The sequence below is a fragment of the Kribbella sp. NPDC000426 genome, assembly GCF_040300265.1.
Lineage (GTDB): Bacteria > Actinomycetota > Actinomycetes > Propionibacteriales > Kribbellaceae > Kribbella.
The window spans coordinates 1024585-1040424 of record NZ_JBEPDK010000002.1; the positions used below are offsets into that span (position 1 = coordinate 1024585).

General features: G+C 66.4%; 13 protein-coding genes. 3 read left to right on the forward strand and 10 right to left on the reverse strand.

Going from position 1 to position 15840, the window contains the following annotated elements; translation table 11 throughout:
* Window positions 1–12 precede the first annotated feature (12 nt).
* A complete protein-coding gene (locus tag ABT313_RS12595; protein WP_350851600.1) occupies window positions 13–1596 on the reverse strand; it encodes a flavin monoamine oxidase family protein in 1584 nt (527 codons plus the stop codon).
* Between the two features lie 170 nt (window positions 1597–1766).
* Between ABT313_RS12595 and ABT313_RS12600 the strand changes: the two genes are divergently transcribed.
* Window positions 1767–2630, forward strand: a complete 864-nt coding sequence (locus ABT313_RS12600; protein WP_350851602.1) for a helix-turn-helix domain-containing protein — start codon at window positions 1767–1769, stop codon at window positions 2628–2630.
* Between the two features lie 9 nt (window positions 2631–2639).
* Here the strand turns inward: ABT313_RS12600 and ABT313_RS12605 are convergent, their stop codons facing one another.
* Genes ABT313_RS12605 through ABT313_RS12620 form a run of 4 tightly spaced genes read right to left on the reverse strand, consistent with a single transcriptional unit; the run spans window position 2640 to window position 8173 of the window.
* Window positions 2640–3464, reverse strand: coding sequence for a carbohydrate ABC transporter permease (locus ABT313_RS12605; RefSeq protein WP_350851604.1), 825 nt, complete (start codon window positions 3462–3464; stop codon window positions 2640–2642).
* Window positions 3457–4383 (reverse strand): carbohydrate ABC transporter permease, encoded by a 927-nt coding sequence (locus ABT313_RS12610; protein WP_350851606.1) that lies wholly within the window; start codon window positions 4381–4383, stop codon window positions 3457–3459. Before ABT313_RS12610 ends, ABT313_RS12605 begins: the two co-directional genes overlap by 8 nt.
* Window positions 4380–5654 (reverse strand): ABC transporter substrate-binding protein, encoded by a 1275-nt coding sequence (locus tag ABT313_RS12615; protein ID WP_350851608.1) that lies wholly within the window; start codon window positions 5652–5654, stop codon window positions 4380–4382. Before ABT313_RS12615 ends, ABT313_RS12610 begins: the two co-directional genes overlap by 4 nt.
* A 14-nt stretch (window positions 5655–5668) precedes the next feature.
* Entirely contained in the window at window positions 5669–8173 is a 2505-nt protein-coding gene (locus ABT313_RS12620; protein ID WP_350851610.1) for a glycoside hydrolase family 97 catalytic domain-containing protein, read from the reverse strand.
* A 149-nt stretch (window positions 8174–8322) separates the two neighbouring features.
* Between ABT313_RS12620 and ABT313_RS12625 the strand changes: the two genes are divergently transcribed.
* Together ABT313_RS12625 and ABT313_RS12630 are read left to right on the forward strand one after the other, a co-directional pair.
* Window positions 8323–9132, forward strand: coding sequence for a helix-turn-helix domain-containing protein (locus tag ABT313_RS12625; protein ID WP_350851612.1), 810 nt, complete (start codon window positions 8323–8325; stop codon window positions 9130–9132).
* 111 nt (window positions 9133–9243) lie between these two features.
* Window positions 9244–10083 carry an MBL fold metallo-hydrolase gene (locus ABT313_RS12630; protein WP_350851614.1) on the forward strand — a complete coding sequence of 280 codons (840 nt, stop codon included), beginning with the start codon at window positions 9244–9246 and terminating at the stop codon, window positions 10081–10083.
* A gap of 13 nt (window positions 10084–10096) precedes the next feature.
* Here ABT313_RS12630 and ABT313_RS12635 read toward each other — a convergent pair whose 3' ends face one another.
* The 5 genes from ABT313_RS12635 to ABT313_RS12655 form a co-directional block, all read right to left on the reverse strand.
* Window positions 10097–10861: a DeoR/GlpR family DNA-binding transcription regulator gene (locus tag ABT313_RS12635; RefSeq protein WP_350851616.1), complete on the reverse strand. Its 765-nt coding sequence runs from the start codon at window positions 10859–10861 to the stop codon at window positions 10097–10099.
* A gap of 140 nt (window positions 10862–11001) precedes the next feature.
* Window positions 11002–12417, reverse strand: a complete 1416-nt coding sequence (locus tag ABT313_RS12640; RefSeq protein ID WP_350851618.1) for a hypothetical protein — start codon at window positions 12415–12417, stop codon at window positions 11002–11004.
* A 57-nt stretch (window positions 12418–12474) separates the two neighbouring features.
* Window positions 12475–13368 (reverse strand): carbohydrate ABC transporter permease, encoded by an 894-nt coding sequence (locus tag ABT313_RS12645; protein WP_350851620.1) that lies wholly within the window; start codon window positions 13366–13368, stop codon window positions 12475–12477.
* The gene (locus ABT313_RS12650) at window positions 13361–14287 is read right to left on the reverse strand and encodes a carbohydrate ABC transporter permease (RefSeq protein WP_350851622.1); all 927 of its coding nucleotides are present in this window, start codon (window positions 14285–14287) and stop codon (window positions 13361–13363) included. Before ABT313_RS12650 ends, ABT313_RS12645 begins: the two co-directional genes overlap by 8 nt.
* Before the next feature lie 10 nt (window positions 14288–14297).
* Window positions 14298–15620, reverse strand: coding sequence for an ABC transporter substrate-binding protein (locus ABT313_RS12655; RefSeq protein ID WP_350851624.1), 1323 nt, complete (start codon window positions 15618–15620; stop codon window positions 14298–14300).
* Between the last annotated feature and the right edge of the window lie 220 nt (window positions 15621–15840).

Sequence of the window (15840 nt, forward strand, 5' to 3'; positions counted from 1 at the left end):
GGAGGCGTGCTCTCATCGGCTCGCCACCACCCGGTCGTGCAGGGCAGTCACCGTCGCGCGTGCCGAGGTGATCGCGCCGTGTTGCCAGGCGATGACGTGGGAGAGATGGTCCCCGGCGAAGTAGATGTTGCCGGTGGCATCGAGTAGCCGGGCGTAGATCCCGTCGGTCTGGGACGGCCAACTGACCCACGACGCCTCGGAGTACTTCGTGCCCATCCAGTTCACCGAGAACGCCGCCTTCACGTCCTTGGTGTACACGTCGCCGTGCATCTTGGCGCCTTGCATCAGCGCGCGCTCCAGTCGTGCTGCCGGCGTCAGAGCGCCGTACGCGTTGGCGTTCGCGCCGGTGTTGTAGTAGCCGATCACGGTCCCGCGCTCGCCGTGGAAGTTGTACGACGGGTACCAGGTGTTGACCGTGTCGAGGCTGCTGTTGGTGATACCGCCGTAGATCTTGTGGTCTTCCTCCCACCAGCGGCGGCCGTACTCGATGCCGATCTTGCCGGCGTTCGTCGGTCGCGCGTACTTCAGTGCCTCGATGATCGGCGCGGGCAGGTTGGACGGGACCTTCGCGGCCAGGTGCGGCGGCAGCGTGCAGATGGCGTAGTCCGCGGTGATCGTCCGGGTCCGCGTCGGGTTCTTGTACGTGACCTCGACGCCGGAACCGGTGTTCTTGAGCCCGGTCACCTCCGAGCCGTACCGGATCTTGTCCTTGCCGATCGCCCGCTCGAATGCGTACGGGATCCGGTCCATGCCGCCGACCGGCTGGAACATCATCATCGCCTGGTCCCAGCCGAACTCGAACGAGAAGTAGTTCCCGACACCGCTGGCGAACACGTCACTCAGCGCGTACGGCGCGGCCGTCGTACCGCCCTCCAGCCCGGCGCCCGGCTCGACCGTGTAGCCGCGGCGGCCGTCGGTCCCGGTGTAGGCGAAACCGGCCGCCTTGTTCCCGATCGAGCCGAAGCTGCCGAGGAACCCGATCAGCGCGTCCTTGTCGGCCGCCGTCAGCCGGTCGTCGAGCGCACCCTGGTCGGTGGCGGTGGCGAGCAGCTCTGCGACATAGCCGTACACGTCCGCCTTGGCGGTGCGATGCCGGATCGCCTGGTTCGACAGCGCCGTCGAGCCCTCGCGGTACAAGTACGCGTCGGCGTTCTGGTTGACGAAGGGCTCGATCGCGACGCCGAGCTCGCGGCAGTACTCGACCGTCACGTGGTGCTGCGGCAGCCGCGCCGGCCCCGCGTTCATGTACTGACCGGGCGAGAACGTCGCATGCTGGGTGTTGCCGGCCAGATCCGTTTCCACAGTGCCGCCACGAACGGTCCAGTTGCGGCCGCCCGGACGATTACGGGCCTCGAGCAACGTGACCTTGTATCCCGCCTTCAGGAGCTCGTACGCCGAGGTCAGCCCGGCGATCCCGGCGCCGAGGATGACCACGTGCTTGGCACCGCGGCCGGTCAGATCGGCTCGCGACGGAGCGGCGTACGCGGGCGTCTCGGCGACACTCGTGAGGCCGAGCGCCGACATCGTGGAGTACAGAACCCCCGCCCCACCGGTGATCCCGACCTGCTGCAGGAATTGACGTCTGGTCTGCGCCATACCTTCTCCTCACTGGGCAACTCACCGGACGTTTGAGATTGCTGACCAGAAAGCTAAGGAGCCGGTGTTGTCGCGGCGTGTCAGGAGCGTAACGAGTTGACGCTCGTACCGACAGGTATGTTTCCATTTGACGAACCTGTCCGGGAGAGCCGGTGGTGCATCATGGGCGGGTGCCCGTCCAGGAAGGCTTCCGGAACCAGCGGATTGTCGTGGTGCCTCGGCCGTTGGTCGTGGAAGCCCTGGCGCGCCCGGTGACTCGCAGACTCGTCGTCACCGTTGCGGGCTACTTCCCGACGGCACGCGGACACCGGATGCAAAGACCGCGCGGTACCGATGAGACCGTCGTCATCGTGTGCGCGGCCGGCACGGGCTGGGCTCGCGTCGGCGACACCACGCATCGCATCGGCTCACAGTCGGCGTTGGTCATCCCCCGCGGCGCGCCGCACGCCTACGGTTCTGACGAAACCAGCCCGTGGTCTATCTGGTGGTGTCACCTGTCCGGCACCGACGTCGCGGAGCTCGTCGAGACACTCGAGGTCTCCGTCGAGCGGCCGATCGTTCCGATCCGGCGCATGGAGCGGGCCGTGGCTCTGCTCGACGAGATCGTCTCCAGCCTCGAGCGCGACCAATCGCCACCGCGGCTGATCGGCACCGCGGGCGCGGCCTGGAAGCTCCTCACGCAGATCAACGTCGACCGGGTGATGCCGGCAGAGGGAGATCCGTTGGAGCGGGCAATGAGCTATCTCGCCGATCGCCTCGACAGCAGGGTGCGCGTTCCGGAGCTCGCGAAGCTTGTCGGCGTTTCGCCGTCGCACCTGAGCGCTCTGTTCCGCAAGGTCACAGGCGGCGGAGTCCTGGCCCACCACCAGAGCCTGCGGATGGCACGTGCTCGGCAGCTTCTCGACGGTTCTCCAGCGACGATCGGGAGCATTGCCGATGAGTTGGGGTACACCGACCAGCTGTACTTCTCCCGCCAGTTCAGCCGGTTCCACGGCATGAGCCCGACCGAGTTTCGCAAGCGCGACGCCCAGTGACACGGCCGATCACCCCTTCAAACCGCTGTTCGCGATTCCGGTGAAGAACTGCCTCTGCAGCACGATGAAGACGACCACCAGCGGCAACGTGCAGACGAGAGCTCCCGCCATCAACGCGGGATAGTCCGTCCCGTACTGACCCTGCAGGCTCGCGAGCCCGACCGGCAGCGGCCGCGCGTCGCCGGCCGGCGTGACGATCAGCGGCCACAGCAGGTCGTTCCACGAGTACAGCGACGTCAGGACCGCCAGAGCCGCCAACATCGATCGCGCCATCGGCAGCATCACACTCCAGAAGATGCGCAACGTACCGGCGCCGTCGATCCGCGCCGCTTCCTCGTAGTCCCTCGGCATCGTCATGAAGGCCTGCCGCATCAGGAAGGTCCCGAAGGCCGAGAAGATGCCCGGGATCGCGAGCGCGGGCACGGTGTTCAGCAGGCCCAGCCCTTTCATGATGCCGAACTGCCCGAGCAGGAACAGCTGGCTCGGCACCATCAGCATCAGGACGAAAAGCGCGAAAAGAATGTTGCGCCCGGGGAATCGCAGCCGGGCGAAGGCGTACCCCGCCAATGCGGCCACGAGGACCTGACCGGCGACCCGCAGTACGAGCGAGATCACCGAAACCGAGAACTGCGTCCAGAACGGCGTGACCTCGAAGAAGCTGCGGTAACCGCGGTCGGTCGGATGGGCCGGGAACAACGTCGGCGGCAGCGACGCGACCTCGTTGCTGGTCTTGAACGAGGTCAGGATCTCCCACCCGAACGGAACGACCATCAATGCCGCCGCGATGATCAGAACAACATGAAGACGCCACTCGCCGCGGCTCCGGCTAGTCATAGGTGACCCACTTCTTCTGAAAGCTGAACTGAACGGCGGTGACGATCATGATCAGGACGAGCAGCACGATCGCGATCGCGGCCGCGTAGCCCTGCTTGAACTGCACGAACGCCGCCTCGTAGAACAGGTAGACGATCGTCTTCGAACCGCTCAGGGCGGTGTTGTTGATACTGCCGAGCATGATGAAGACGAGATCGAACATCTGCAGCGCCGAGATCGTCGTCAGGATCGTCACGAAGAAGATGCTCGGACTGAGCAACGGCAACGTGATCGAGAAGAACTGCCGCACCCGGCCCGCTCCGTCGAGGGCGGACGCCTCGTAGAGATCGAGCGGGATGTTCTGCAGCCCTGCGCCGAGAATGATCAGGTTCACCCCGATGCCCATCCAGATCCCGACCACAGCGAAGGCGTAGACGGCGAACCGGTCGTCCGCCACCCAGTACTCACCTGGCAGTCCGACCAGCGACAGCACGTAGTTCAGCAGCCCGAAGTCGCCGTTCAGGATGAATCGCCAGACCATCCCGACCGCGACCGGCAGCGTGACCACCGGCAAGAAGAACAGCACCCGGTACACCGCCCGGCCGCGCGAGACCTGCTGGATCAGCGCCGCGAAGACGATCGCCAGCGGAATGCCGAGCAGCACGATGACCGTGTACCGCGCCGAGTTGCCGAGCGCGCTCCAGAAGTCGGCGTCGGACAGCAGCTTCTGGTAGTTGTCGACGCCGTTGAACCTTCCCGGCCCGAACACCGGCACGTTCTGGAAGCTCTTCAGGAACGTGGACAGGAACGGCCAGAGATAGAGCGCCGCCAGGCCGGCGAAGGCCGGGGCGATCATCGCGTAGGCCCACCAGTCCGTACGCACCGCGGAGCCGGCACCGCCACGACGGCGCCGGCTCCGCTGCATGGAGATGCTCGTCATCCGTTCTCGGCCAGTACCTTGTCGATGGCGTCGGCGTACTGCGCGGTGGCCTCGGCGACCGAGACCTTCCCGTCCCACGCGGGTGTCAGGTACTTCGCCTGCAGCCCCTGCCACTCCGCGGCGTTGCCCTGCACCGGCAGCGGCACGGAGTACGCCTTGGCGTCGATGAAGATCTGGAGATTCTTGAACTCGGGCATCGCCTTCATCCAGGTCTTCTCGGTCCCCTGGTACGCCGGCAGCACGGCGCCCGTCTTCGCCTGGATGTTCGCCGCCTCCTGGCCACTGGCGAAGAGCAGGAACTTCTTCGTCTCCTCGGGGTGCTTCGTCCCGGCGTACCCGACATTCTCGATCCCGCTCGTCACGGTCGCCTTCTTGACGCCGGTCGGCAGCGGCGCGACATCGACCTTGGCCCGGATCGCCTCGTTCTGGTAGAGCTTCAGCGCCCAGTACGCGCCCGACACGTACATTGCGACCTTGCCTTGCTCGAACATGGTCTCGGCCTCGGTGTCCGAGAGCTGCTGCAGCGTCGGCGAGGACTTGTCGGCCTGCAGGTCGGTCCAGAACTTGATCCCGGCCTGAGCCTCCGGGCTGTCGATGAGCGCCGACTTACCGTCGTCAGAGATGACCTTGCCGCCCGCCTGGAAGATCGAGTTGTAGTAGCCGCTCTGGTAGTCCAGCGGCGCGGCCACGCCCCACGTACCGGCGGCCGGGTTGGTCAGCTTCTTCGCGGTCGCGCGGAAATCCGCCCAGGTCCAGTTCGCCGACGGGTACGGCACTCCGGCCTTGTCGAACAGTGCCTTGTTGAACCACACGGCGTTGGTGTCGACGTCCTTCGGCAGGCCGTAGAGCTTCCCGTCGCCCTGGTCGTACAGGTCGAGCACGGCCTGCGGATAGTTCTTCAGGTCGACGTTCGCGGCCTTGACGGCGTCCGAGATGTCGAGCAGCTGTCCTCCGGCGGCGTACGGCCGGATCTGCTGCGCGAGCATCCAGAACGCATCCGGCGCCGTCCCGCCGGCCGCCCCGGTCTGCAGGGTCGACCAGAACTCGGGGTACGGCCGCGTCTCGAGCTTCACCGTGATGTTCGGGTTCTCCTTGTGGAACGCGTCCGCGATCTCCTGCATCGCGGGCGTCTGGGTTCCGGCCCAGATGCCGTACGTGATCGTCACCGGCTTACCGGAGTCCGCCGAGCCCGACCCGCCACCGCCCGAACACGCCGCCAGCAGCGCCGCCACCGCCACACTCGCCGACGCGAGCAACAACTTCCTGTTCATGGTGCTTCCTTTCGTCACGCCGGTTCTGAGCGACCGGCGTGTGGTGTGGTGGTGTCGCCGACGGCTGACGCCACGATGAGCCGGGCCGAAGCCCAATCCACGTGGGCGGGAGGGTCGCCCTCGGCGACCGCTCGCGTGGACAAGGTGAGAACGCGAACGCCGGAGACATCCACGTCGATCTCCACAGCGGTGTTGCCCGCCTCCAGCAGGAGGCTCGTGAGCTCTCGGTCGTCGCCGCTCACGACGATCCGCGCGCGCGTCCGCAGCGTCTCGTCGTCGACGCCGACACTGGTCGTGAACCGGCCGGTGTGTCCGCCGAAGTACAGGTCGACCGACGACGGCGTCGACACGCCGAGACCGTCCGCGAAGTCAACGCCGGCGATCCCCATCGGCGACCCGTCGTTCGGATTGCCGCCGCCGTTGCTCTGGTCACGTTCGACCGGACCGCTCTCGTTCTCGAAGGCCAGCATCGGCAGCGCCGAAACCCGGTGTACGCCGGGTACGAGCGGCGCCACGACCCGCGCATGCGCCACCGCGGCAGGCAGCGCCGCGGACTCGACGGTCACGATGCCCTGCGATCCCGGTGCCAGGTCCAGCGGAGCCCGGATCTCCCATCGACCCTCGCCGAGCGACCCGGCACTCCAGCCGGGCGCCACGCGCACCCGCGCGCCCATGCTGGTCGTCAGTACGGCCGTGTTCTGGTCATTCAGCACGACCAACGCCGGCTCGACCGACGGCGCGTCCGTCGTACGCCGAGGAACCGAGCGGAACAGCTCCCCGTCCGAGACGATTGCCACGAAACCGCCGTGCTCGGCGACCGCGACGTCGAACCCGCCGCCGACCACGGTGCGTTCGGCCAGGGCACTCTCGCCGAAGGCGTCCTCGACGATCCAGGCCACCGGATCCGTCAGCCCGAGGCGGTCCAGATCGACCGACACCGTCCGTTTGCCACCCGCAGCGACGCACCCGACGAACCATCGGTCGCCATGACGGCGCGCCAGTACCGCTTCGGTGTCGGGTGTCCCCGATAGCAGCACCGTCTCGTCCCAGGTCGGCGCAAGCTCCGCGAGAAACCGGGCCGCGAGCGGTCGTTTGGCGTAGGCGGCGACATCGTCGGCGAAGTGCGTGATCCCGCATTCGAACACCACGCTCAGCGCGAGCTCGTGACCGTCGCTGGTGACCCGATCGGCAGCCGAGAAGGCCACCGGGGTGTAGTCCATGGCGCCGACGACGTTGCGCGTGAACGGCTGGATGACGTTGTGCTCGGGCGTCAGCGGCGTGTCGTTGTAGAACACGTAGTACTCCGAGCCGCGGATGGCCTCGTACCCGACGACCTGTGGCCAGGTCCGGGCCCAGCCGCGGGGGATCACCGAGCCGTGGAAGTTCACCATCAGGCCCAGGCGTGCGCTCTCCTGGAGGACCGAGTCGTACCAGCGGTACCGATCCCTCGACTCCGACTCCATGAAGTCGACCTTGATACCGGCGACACCCCACGAACGCCACAGCGCCAACCTGCCGAGCTTCTCGGGTCCGTCCAGGTCGTGCCAGACCGTCCAGAGGTGCACCTGGATGCCTCGCCGGCTCGCGTACGAGACGATCTCCGGGACCCAGGTCTCCTCCCAGCCGCAGTCGATCAGCAGGTGCTCCCAGGAGAACTCGGCCGCCGCGTCGACGAATCGCTTCTGCTGCTCGAGCTGCGCACCGGAGTAGAAGTCGGACCACCAGGACCAGGCTGCCCGGCCGGGCCGGATCCAGTCCGCACTGGCGAGCTCGGGTCGTACGGCGGGAGCCAGCTCGTCGACGAAGAGCGACTCGACAACCTCCGCGAGCGGGCCGACGATGAACACGCGCCACGGCGTGACGTCACCACGCGCGATCTCGACAACCGCGTCGGCGAGCTCGAACCCGAGCGTCGTTCCCGACATCGACGCATGGGCGCCGGAGTAGCGTCCGTCGATGCCCGACTCGGAGACCAGCAGGTAGTCGTCACCGGACCGGGCGAGGAAGGGAAACCCGTAGTCACCGGGCTCGAGGGCGGCAAGGTCGACTCCGGTCCGCGGAGTCTCGTACCACGTCTGGTACTCGAGCACCCACGCCCTTGAAAACAAGGCGAGGTCGAGGCTGGTGTGGTCGGACGTAAGGTTCGCGGTCCCCTGCAGGTCCGGGATCGCGTACCGTACGGCGACCCCGTCGCGTCCGACGCGAATCCGGATCGTCCAGTCGCGGGCCGTCGACGCGTGGTGCAGGTCCACCCGCAGCTCGCGGTGGTCGACCACGTGCACGCCGCGCGCCTTGCCGGAGTGGGCGAACCACTCCTCGACCACCGGGATCTCGGACGATCGCACGGCAGCAGACCCCGAGCCGAGGTCGACACCGTCGACCTCGATGCCCAGAGCAACCGCTCCGAGCGGTCGGCCCTGCCGCGTGATCATCAGACTGATGGACGATTCGCCGATGGATATCGACGCTGCCAGAGCGCCGTTCCCGACGGTCGAACCCGAGCCCATCTCGTTGCCCACGGCACTCCTCACAGTGATCCCAGATGAGGCGCACCAACGCTCCCTCGCTCGCAACCATAGCCATCCGACGCACCTTGGAACATGGCCGTTCGGCGCGATGATATGGACGATCCGACGAAGAAGCAGCGGGGGCGCGTAGGCTGGCGGACATGCGTGGTGGGGGTGGTGAGCTGGGGTCGTTCCTGCGGGCCCAGCGGGCTCGGGTGGAGCCGGCGATGGTTGGTCTGCCGGCCGGTGGTGATCGGCGGGTCGTGGGGCTGCGGCGGGAGGAGGTCGCCGTACTGGCGGTTGTCAGCGCGGACTACTACACGCGGCTGGAGCAAGGCCGGGAACGCAATCCGTCCGCCGCTGTGCTGAACGGGATCGCGCACGCGCTGCGGCTGGACACGGACGCCCGTGGGCACCTGTTCCGGCTCGCCGGGCTGACGCCGACACCGCAGCTGGGAGCGGCCCGTGACCAGGTGCACCCGGCGCTCCTCCAGCTCCTGGACAACTTCCCGACGGCGGCGGCGTACGTACTGAGTCCGGCGTACGAGATCCTGGCGACGAACCGGATCGCCCAGGGTCTGCTCGAGCCGTTCGGGATGACCAACATGCTGCGGATGATGTTCGAGCATCCCCAGGCACACGCGATCTTCGGCGACTGGGAGGCGGTCGTCCGGCGCGCTGTGTACGCCGTACGGTTCAACGCCGCGTCGTACCCGGACGACCCCGAGATCGCGGCGCTGGTCGCGGACCTGCTCCTGCGGTCGCCCGAGTTCCGCGCGCTCTGGGAGGACCAGACCGCGCGTGGGCTGAGCCGCGCGTACAAGATCTTCCACCACCCCGAGGTCGGCCGCGTCGAGCTCACCTACCAGACCTTCGACGTGCGGGCCGCGCCCGGGCTGCAACTGCTCGTCGGTACGGCGGAACCGGGCAGCCCGAGCGCCGAAGCCCTGGCGCGGCTGGCATCACGCTGACCTTCCTGGGTGTGGCGCACCCAGGAAGTCGCGGCCTTCTTCCGGTCGCCGCGAGGCCTGACGCTGTCGGTGTGGCAACCAGGCCACGCAGACAGTCTCAGGAGTCCCGAGATGTTGAACTACTCGACGTACGTCGCCCCCTCCAAACCGGCTGTGTCCGACGACCTCCCGCCCGGTGAGGTACGGCGGATGTGGTCGCCGACTACAGCAACGCTGATCCACGGCGAACACGACGCGGTCCTGGTCGACCCGCTGATGACCCAGGCCGAGGGCGACGACCTGGCCGGCTGGGTCGCGGCGAGTGGCAAGAACCTGACCACGATCTTCGTCACCCACGGCCACGGCGACCACTGGTTCGGCGCCGCACCTGTTCTCGACCGGTTCCCCGACGCCAGGCTGGTTGCGACGCCGGCGGTCGTGGAAGGTATGAAGCTGAATCTCAGCCCGGCGTGGCTGGACGGATTCTGGCGCGACCGCTTCCCCGGGCAGCTAGCCGAGCGGCTCGTCGCAGGCGAACCACTCGCTGGTGACACGTTCGAGCTGGAAGGCGAGCAGCTGGTCGCAATGGACCTGGGCCACACCGACACCGACGGCACCTCGGCTCTGCACGTCCCGTCGATCGGTCTGGTGGTCGCCGGCGACGTGGTCTACGACGAGGTCCACCTGTACCTCGCGGAATCGGTTGCCGGAGGCATCGATCAGTGGCTGGCGGCGCTCGACGTACTCGAGCAACTGCACCCGACGGCCGTCATCTCCGGTCACCGCCCGGCCGACGCCTCCGACGATCCCCGCTACATTGACGAAACCCGCCGCTACCTCAAGGCGTTCGCAGCAGCCGAGTCCCGGACGAACACCGCCCTCGACCTCTACAACGCAGTACTCGCCGAGTACCCGAACCGCCTCAACCGAGGCGTCCTCTGGAACTCGACCCGAGCCGTCAAGGCCAACTGACCCGACCGCCGCGCTAGACCGCGGTCACGCGAACGCCGGCCCGCATCAGCGCTTCGAGTTGCTCGGGGCGGGCCGCGCGGTCGGTGACGACGTCGGTGACACCGGAGATCAGGCTGATCCGGGCGAACGTCACCCGACCGATCTTGGAGCTGTCGGCAATCACCACACCGCGCCGGGCCCGGCGCAGAAAGGCCAGGTCGGTCTGGGCCTCCATCTCGTCGTACGTCGTGCAGCCCTCTTCCGGGGTCAGCCCGTCGACTCCGATGAACGCGATGTCCAGGTGGTAGTTGGCGAGCATCGTCTCTGCCGCCGGACCGACCAGCTCGTACGACGACCGCGCGATACCGCCGACCAGGACGAGCCGGATCCCGGCGTGGCCGACGAGTTCGGAGGCGATGTTGATCGCGTTCGTGACGACGGTGATCCCGCGTCGGTGGGCCAGGGCGCGGGACAGCTCGAGCGCGGTGGTGCCACCGGTCATGCCGACCACCGAGCCTTCTTCGACGAACGTTGCGGCGGCACGACCGATCGCGCGTTTCTCCGCCTGCCGCAGCGCGGCCTTGACCCGGGTCGGCACCTCGTCGCCGGCTTCGTTGGAGATGGCGCCGCCGTGGGTGCGTACCAGCAACTGGTTGCGGCTCAGCGTCTGCAGGTCGCGGCGAATGGTCGCCCCGCTCACGCCGAGTGCGACGGCCAGGGCGGCGACGTCCACCGTGCCCTGCAGGCCGACCTGATCGAGGATCACGCTCAACCGCTCCGACTTCCGCACGAACGGCACTTTCCAATCGTCATCTTGCGCTGAGTTGCGCACTTGCGCACTCGGCCATTGTGGACGACGCCGGTCGCCTGATCCCCCGAGCTCCGCGACGTGAGCAGGAGGATCAGGCTCCGACCGGCGCGCTCTACCGGTCCGCTTGATCAGATCTTGCGGACCGCGTCACCCGCTCCGGACAGGTTGTCCAGGAACATTTCGGAGTACTTCCGGCTGAGCACGACCCCATCGGCGCCGCCGTCGAAGGCGCCCGTGACCGCGTCGCGGACACCGTCGCGAGAGCACCGGGTCAGGTTGTCGCCGGAGGTGAGGTCGTAGTCCTCCTTCATCCCGACCGGGATGTCGATGTCGATACCCGAGTAGATCTTCGTGGCAGTCCCCTCGACACCCGCCTTCGCGCGGGCCGTCTCACGTTTGACGTAGTCGGCGCTGAAGCCGACCTGGGACAGGTCGTCGAACTCGCCCTCGTCCAGGTTCAGCAGCTTCAGCATCAGCGGGTAGACCTCGGCCGGGGTGGCGTCGGCGAACAGAGTGCGGCAGATCGAGGTGACCCAGGTGAAGAACCTCGGTCCGGCGCAGTTGTTGTAGATCACGACCTTGAGGAAGTCGGAGACCTTGGCGAGCTCGGCGTAGTCCTGATCGGCCCGGTAGAAGGGGCTGAAGGAGATGTTGTGGTAGACGTGCCAGCCCACCTGGAGGTCCTGCTTGCACGCCTTGGCGACACCGTAGATGTCGGCGTACATCTGGCGCTGGCTGTTCGTCCACAGGTTCTGCCAGGCCAGCACCTCGGGGTAGCGCAGCAGGATCCGCCAGAACGAGGTGAACGCACCGTCGGGATCCTTCTCCCCCGATGACGTCTTGTTGTTCCAGGCAAGCACCGCCTGCATGCCTTCCCGGGCCCGCTCGACGTTGATGCCCTGGTTCCGGCCGATCTGCTGGCAGTGCACGCAGAAGCAGCCGAGCTCACCCGCCTCGACCGGCTTCTGGATCGCGAGGTTCAGCGGACCCGGCCGTTCCGAGCACCACGCGATGCCGTCGAGGTCGTAGGACTTCGCGTAGTCCTCGACGATGCTCAGGTGCCAGTTCCGGTAGTCGGGGTTGTTGAAGCAGGTGTGCAGGGTCGGCCGGCCCCACAGGTCGACCTCGAGGATCTTCGGGAAGTTCGGGTAATCCCGCAGAGCCTGGGAGTAGTTCGACTCCTCGATCCAGGCGTAGGAACCCATCCCGCGTTCCTTCGCCTTCGGGATCACGTCCTCGAGCATGTCGTACCCCGGATGCTCGGGCGCCCTGCCGATCGATCCGAGGACGGTGTTTCCGTAGTACTCGGGGTGAACCGTCGCGTAGTTTCCGCCGATCCAGTCGAGGTCGTACTCCTGGACGCCGTGATCGGGAATCGGATGGCCGGGCAGTTGGCGCCCGCCGGTACCTCTGGTCCAGGTCGGTGTGGCCAGGAAGAGCTGGTTCACCCCGCCCCGGTCGGCGAGAATATCGAGCACCTTGTCGGTTCCTTCGTCAATGAATGACGCGGCACCGATCTGGATGGCCACAAACTTGTCTGACATCTGGATGCGTGCTCCTTGTCGGGTGGCGATCGAATTGGTCCGAGTGATCCCGCACAGTCAGCCCTTGAAGCCGCTGCCGGTAACTCCTTGGATGAAATAGCGCTGGGCAAGGAAGAAGACGATGAAGACAGGTATGACGGTCACCGCCGCACCCGCCATCAACGGTCCGACCTGGGTGTAGAACTCGTTCTGGAACTGCGCCAGTCCGATCGGCAGGGTCTGTTTCTCCGGCGAACTGAGGAAGATCAGCGGTCCGAACAGGTCGTTCCACGAGTCGAGGAAGGTGAACATCGCGACCGCGGCCAACGCCGGCTTGGTCTGCGGCAGCATGATCGTCAGAAAGGTCCGGAAGGTCGAAGCGCCGTCCACCTGCGCCGCCTCCTCCAGCCCGACCGGCAGGCTCTTGAATGCCTGGCGCATCAGGAAGGTCCCGAAGACCGGGGTCAGCACCCTCGGCACCCACAGCGGTGCCAACGTGTCGATCCAGCCGATTTTCTGGAACAGAATGTATTGCGGCAACAGGTAGATGATGTTCGGCACGATCGCGGTCACCAGCACGATCCCGAAGAGGGCGTCGCGGCCTTTCCAGGTCAGCCGGGCGAACGCGTAGCCGGCCAAGGAAGACACGATCAAACCGCCGACAACATTCAGAACGGCCAGCTTCACACTGTTGAGGAAATAGACCGGCATGTTCCGGAGCACGGTCGCGTAGTTGCTCCACTGCGGATGCGACAGCGCGAATCCCGGCGGGAAGTCCATCACGTGCTCTTCCGGGCGCAGTGACGCATTGAGCATCCACAACGCCGGGGTGAGGAAGGACAACGCCAGCAGGATCAGGAAGATCATCAGGATGATCCGCCGCCCCTGGAACCTGCGCTTGCCGTGCGGTAGAGGTTTGCGGTCGCCGCCACCGGCCACGACTGGTCTGTCGTCGATCGCCAGGTCAGTCATAGAACACCCACTTCTTCTGCAGCTTCCACTGGATCCACGTCAGTACCGCGATGAGCGCGACGATCAGCCAGGCCATTGCCGCCGCGTAGCCGAACTTCCCTTGCTGGAAAGCGACCTGCCACAGATAGAAGATGTAGACGCTGCTCGAGTAGCCGGGCCCGCCCTTGGTGAGGACGTAGATCAGTCCGAACACCTGGAACGATGCGATGAACTGGGAGATCGTGACGAAGAAGATCTGGGGCGTCAGCAACGGCAAGGTGATGCGCCACAGCCGTGACCAGGCCGAGGCTCCGTCGATCCGCGCCGCTTCGTACAGCTCTTCCGGAATTCCCTGCAGGCCGGCGAGCAGGATCATCATCGGATAGCCGACGCCCTGCCAGGCGCTGACCACAACGACCGCCGGGATCACCCAGGCGGAGTCGGCGAGCCAGGCCGGGCCGGTGATGCCGAAGTTCCGGAGGAACTGATTGATCAACCCGTTGGTCGGGCCGAAGATGTAGTACCACACGAACCCGATGGCCACGACGTTCATCACGTACGGCGTGAAGAACGCCATCCGGAAGAACGCCGTACCCGGGATCTTCAGGTTCCCGAGCAACGCCAGGACGAGCGCCAGGACGACCGTCGCCGGTACGCCGAGGATCGTGAAGACGATGGTGTTGCGGACCACCTGCAAGAAGATCGGGTCGTGCACGATCAGGTCGACATAGTTGCGGCCGCCGACGAGCCGGGGCGAGTTGAACCCGTCCCAGCTCGTGAACGACGTGTACATCGACACGACGATCGGCGCGGCCTGGAAGGCCACGATGCCGAACACCAGCGGCAGCGCGAACAGCCAGCCTTCGAGGGTACGGCGTCGCCGCCTCCGCCGGAGCTCCGGCGGAACCTCGACGCGTCGCACTGCGGAGTGAATCGCCATGGGTACGGCCTCAGCCCTGCCCAAGAGCCTGCTCGACCTGCGGCCTGGCCCCCGACAGCACATCCTGAGCGCTGCTCTTGCAGTTGTAGACCTGGTCGAGCGCCGGGCGGTAGATGGCACGAGCGCCCAGGGTGTTGTTGGTCTTGCTCCCGGCCGTCAGGTGGTGGGCCGCCTCAGCCAGCAGGTCGGCATGCTTCGGCGCACCGGTACTCGCCTTGGAGATCGCCTCGGCCGCCTGGTTGTTCACCGGGGTGAACGAACCGCCCTTGCCCAGGATCTGACCCGCCTCGGGACCGGCCAGGTAGTTGAGCAGTTTGAAGGCGGCATCGTGGTGCTTCGCCTTCGCCGGTACGGCGTAGCTCACCACGCTGGCCTCGTTCGCCTGGTCCGCCGTACCCGCAGGCGGCGGCGCGATGTCCCAGTCGAAGCTCTTGATGGTCTGCCGCAGATAGGGCACCGACCCCGACTGCTCGAACAACATCGCGGTCTTGCCTTGGGCAAACAACTGGATGTCCGCGTTGTCCTGCAGCAGATCGGCCCAGGCCGGCTGGACGTGATACTTGCAGGTCAGGTCCGCGACCCACTGGACGGTCTGGACCCCGACCGGGTCGGCCAGCGCGAACTTCTTGCCGTCGGCGCTGTAGACCCCGGTCGGGCTGCCGTTGTTGTGCGTGAACGTCTGCTCGTAGTTCGTCGCCGCAGTCACCGTCGCGCCGTACATCTTCGTGCCGTCGGTCAGCTTCTGCGCGTCTGCCAGGAAGTCCGCCGTCGTCCATCCCTTGCTGCTCCACGTGCCGGGCGGAAGCGGCAGCCCGGCCTTCTTGAAGGCATCGACGTTGTAGAACACGATCGTGGACTGGTAGCCGAGCTGCCACGAGGTCATCCGGCCGTCGGACTGCTTACCGAAGTTGAACACCTGAGCGGCGTAGTCGGAGTCCTTCAGCCCTGCAGACTTCACGTACGGCGCCAGGTCGAACAGCGTGCCGTTCTGGGTGAACTGCTGCACGTAGTCGTCGTTGATCCGGAAGATGTCCGGCGGCTTGCTGCTGGCCAGCGAGGTACGCATCTTCGCCTCGTAGTCGGACTCCGACGGAACCGGGAGTACCTCGACCGTGATGTCGGGGTTCTCCTGCTCGAACTTGTGGATCGCCTCCTCCAGCGGCATGCCCGCGACCACCTGGTCGTTCATGAAGGTGATCGTGACCTTGCCCCCGGCCGCGTCGTCGGATCCCCCACCTCCACAGGCGGCCAGTGACATCGCGATGGTCCCGATCGTGACGAGGCCGGCGATCAGAGGCCGCCGACCACGTATGCCTGACGAGTTGAAGCCCATTGATTCGACTCCTTTGTGACTGTGAACCGGGGTGTCGCACGGCGGGAACCCCCTCCGCGCGCGGAACAGCGCAGCCCCCGAGACCTGACCGGCGGCCGCGGACCGATCAAGTGAACACACTGCGCAGAGGTGCGCATATTTCGCGCGAACTTGATCCGAAGGTAGCCATATTGACCATTTCCGGTCAAGGCATACGAATACATGCGCACCCAGATGAGCA

Bases quoted from the DNA above. Each gene is read 5' to 3' on its own strand.
- ABT313_RS12615 (WP_350851608.1), bottom strand. From the start codon at position 5,654: ATGAACAGGAAGTTGTTGCTCGCGTCGGCGAGTGTGGCGGTGGCGGCG.
- ABT313_RS12655 (WP_350851624.1), bottom strand. From the start codon at position 15,620: ATGGGCTTCAACTCGTCAGGCATACGTGGTCGGCGGCCTCTGATCGCC.
- ABT313_RS12595 (WP_350851600.1), bottom strand. From the start codon at position 1,596: ATGGCGCAGACCAGACGTCAATTCCTGCAGCAGGTCGGGATCACCGGT.
- ABT313_RS12650 (WP_350851622.1), bottom strand. From the start codon at position 14,287: ATGGCGATTCACTCCGCAGTGCGACGCGTCGAGGTTCCGCCGGAGCTC.
- ABT313_RS12640 (WP_350851618.1), bottom strand. From the start codon at position 12,417: ATGTCAGACAAGTTTGTGGCCATCCAGATCGGTGCCGCGTCATTCATT.
- ABT313_RS12625 (WP_350851612.1), top strand. From the start codon at position 8,323: ATGCGTGGTGGGGGTGGTGAGCTGGGGTCGTTCCTGCGGGCCCAGCGG.
- ABT313_RS12630 (WP_350851614.1), top strand. From the start codon at position 9,244: ATGTTGAACTACTCGACGTACGTCGCCCCCTCCAAACCGGCTGTGTCC.
- ABT313_RS12610 (WP_350851606.1), bottom strand. From the start codon at position 4,383: ATGACGAGCATCTCCATGCAGCGGAGCCGGCGCCGTCGTGGCGGTGCC.
- ABT313_RS12605 (WP_350851604.1), bottom strand. From the start codon at position 3,464: ATGACTAGCCGGAGCCGCGGCGAGTGGCGTCTTCATGTTGTTCTGATC.
- ABT313_RS12645 (WP_350851620.1), bottom strand. From the start codon at position 13,368: ATGACTGACCTGGCGATCGACGACAGACCAGTCGTGGCCGGTGGCGGC.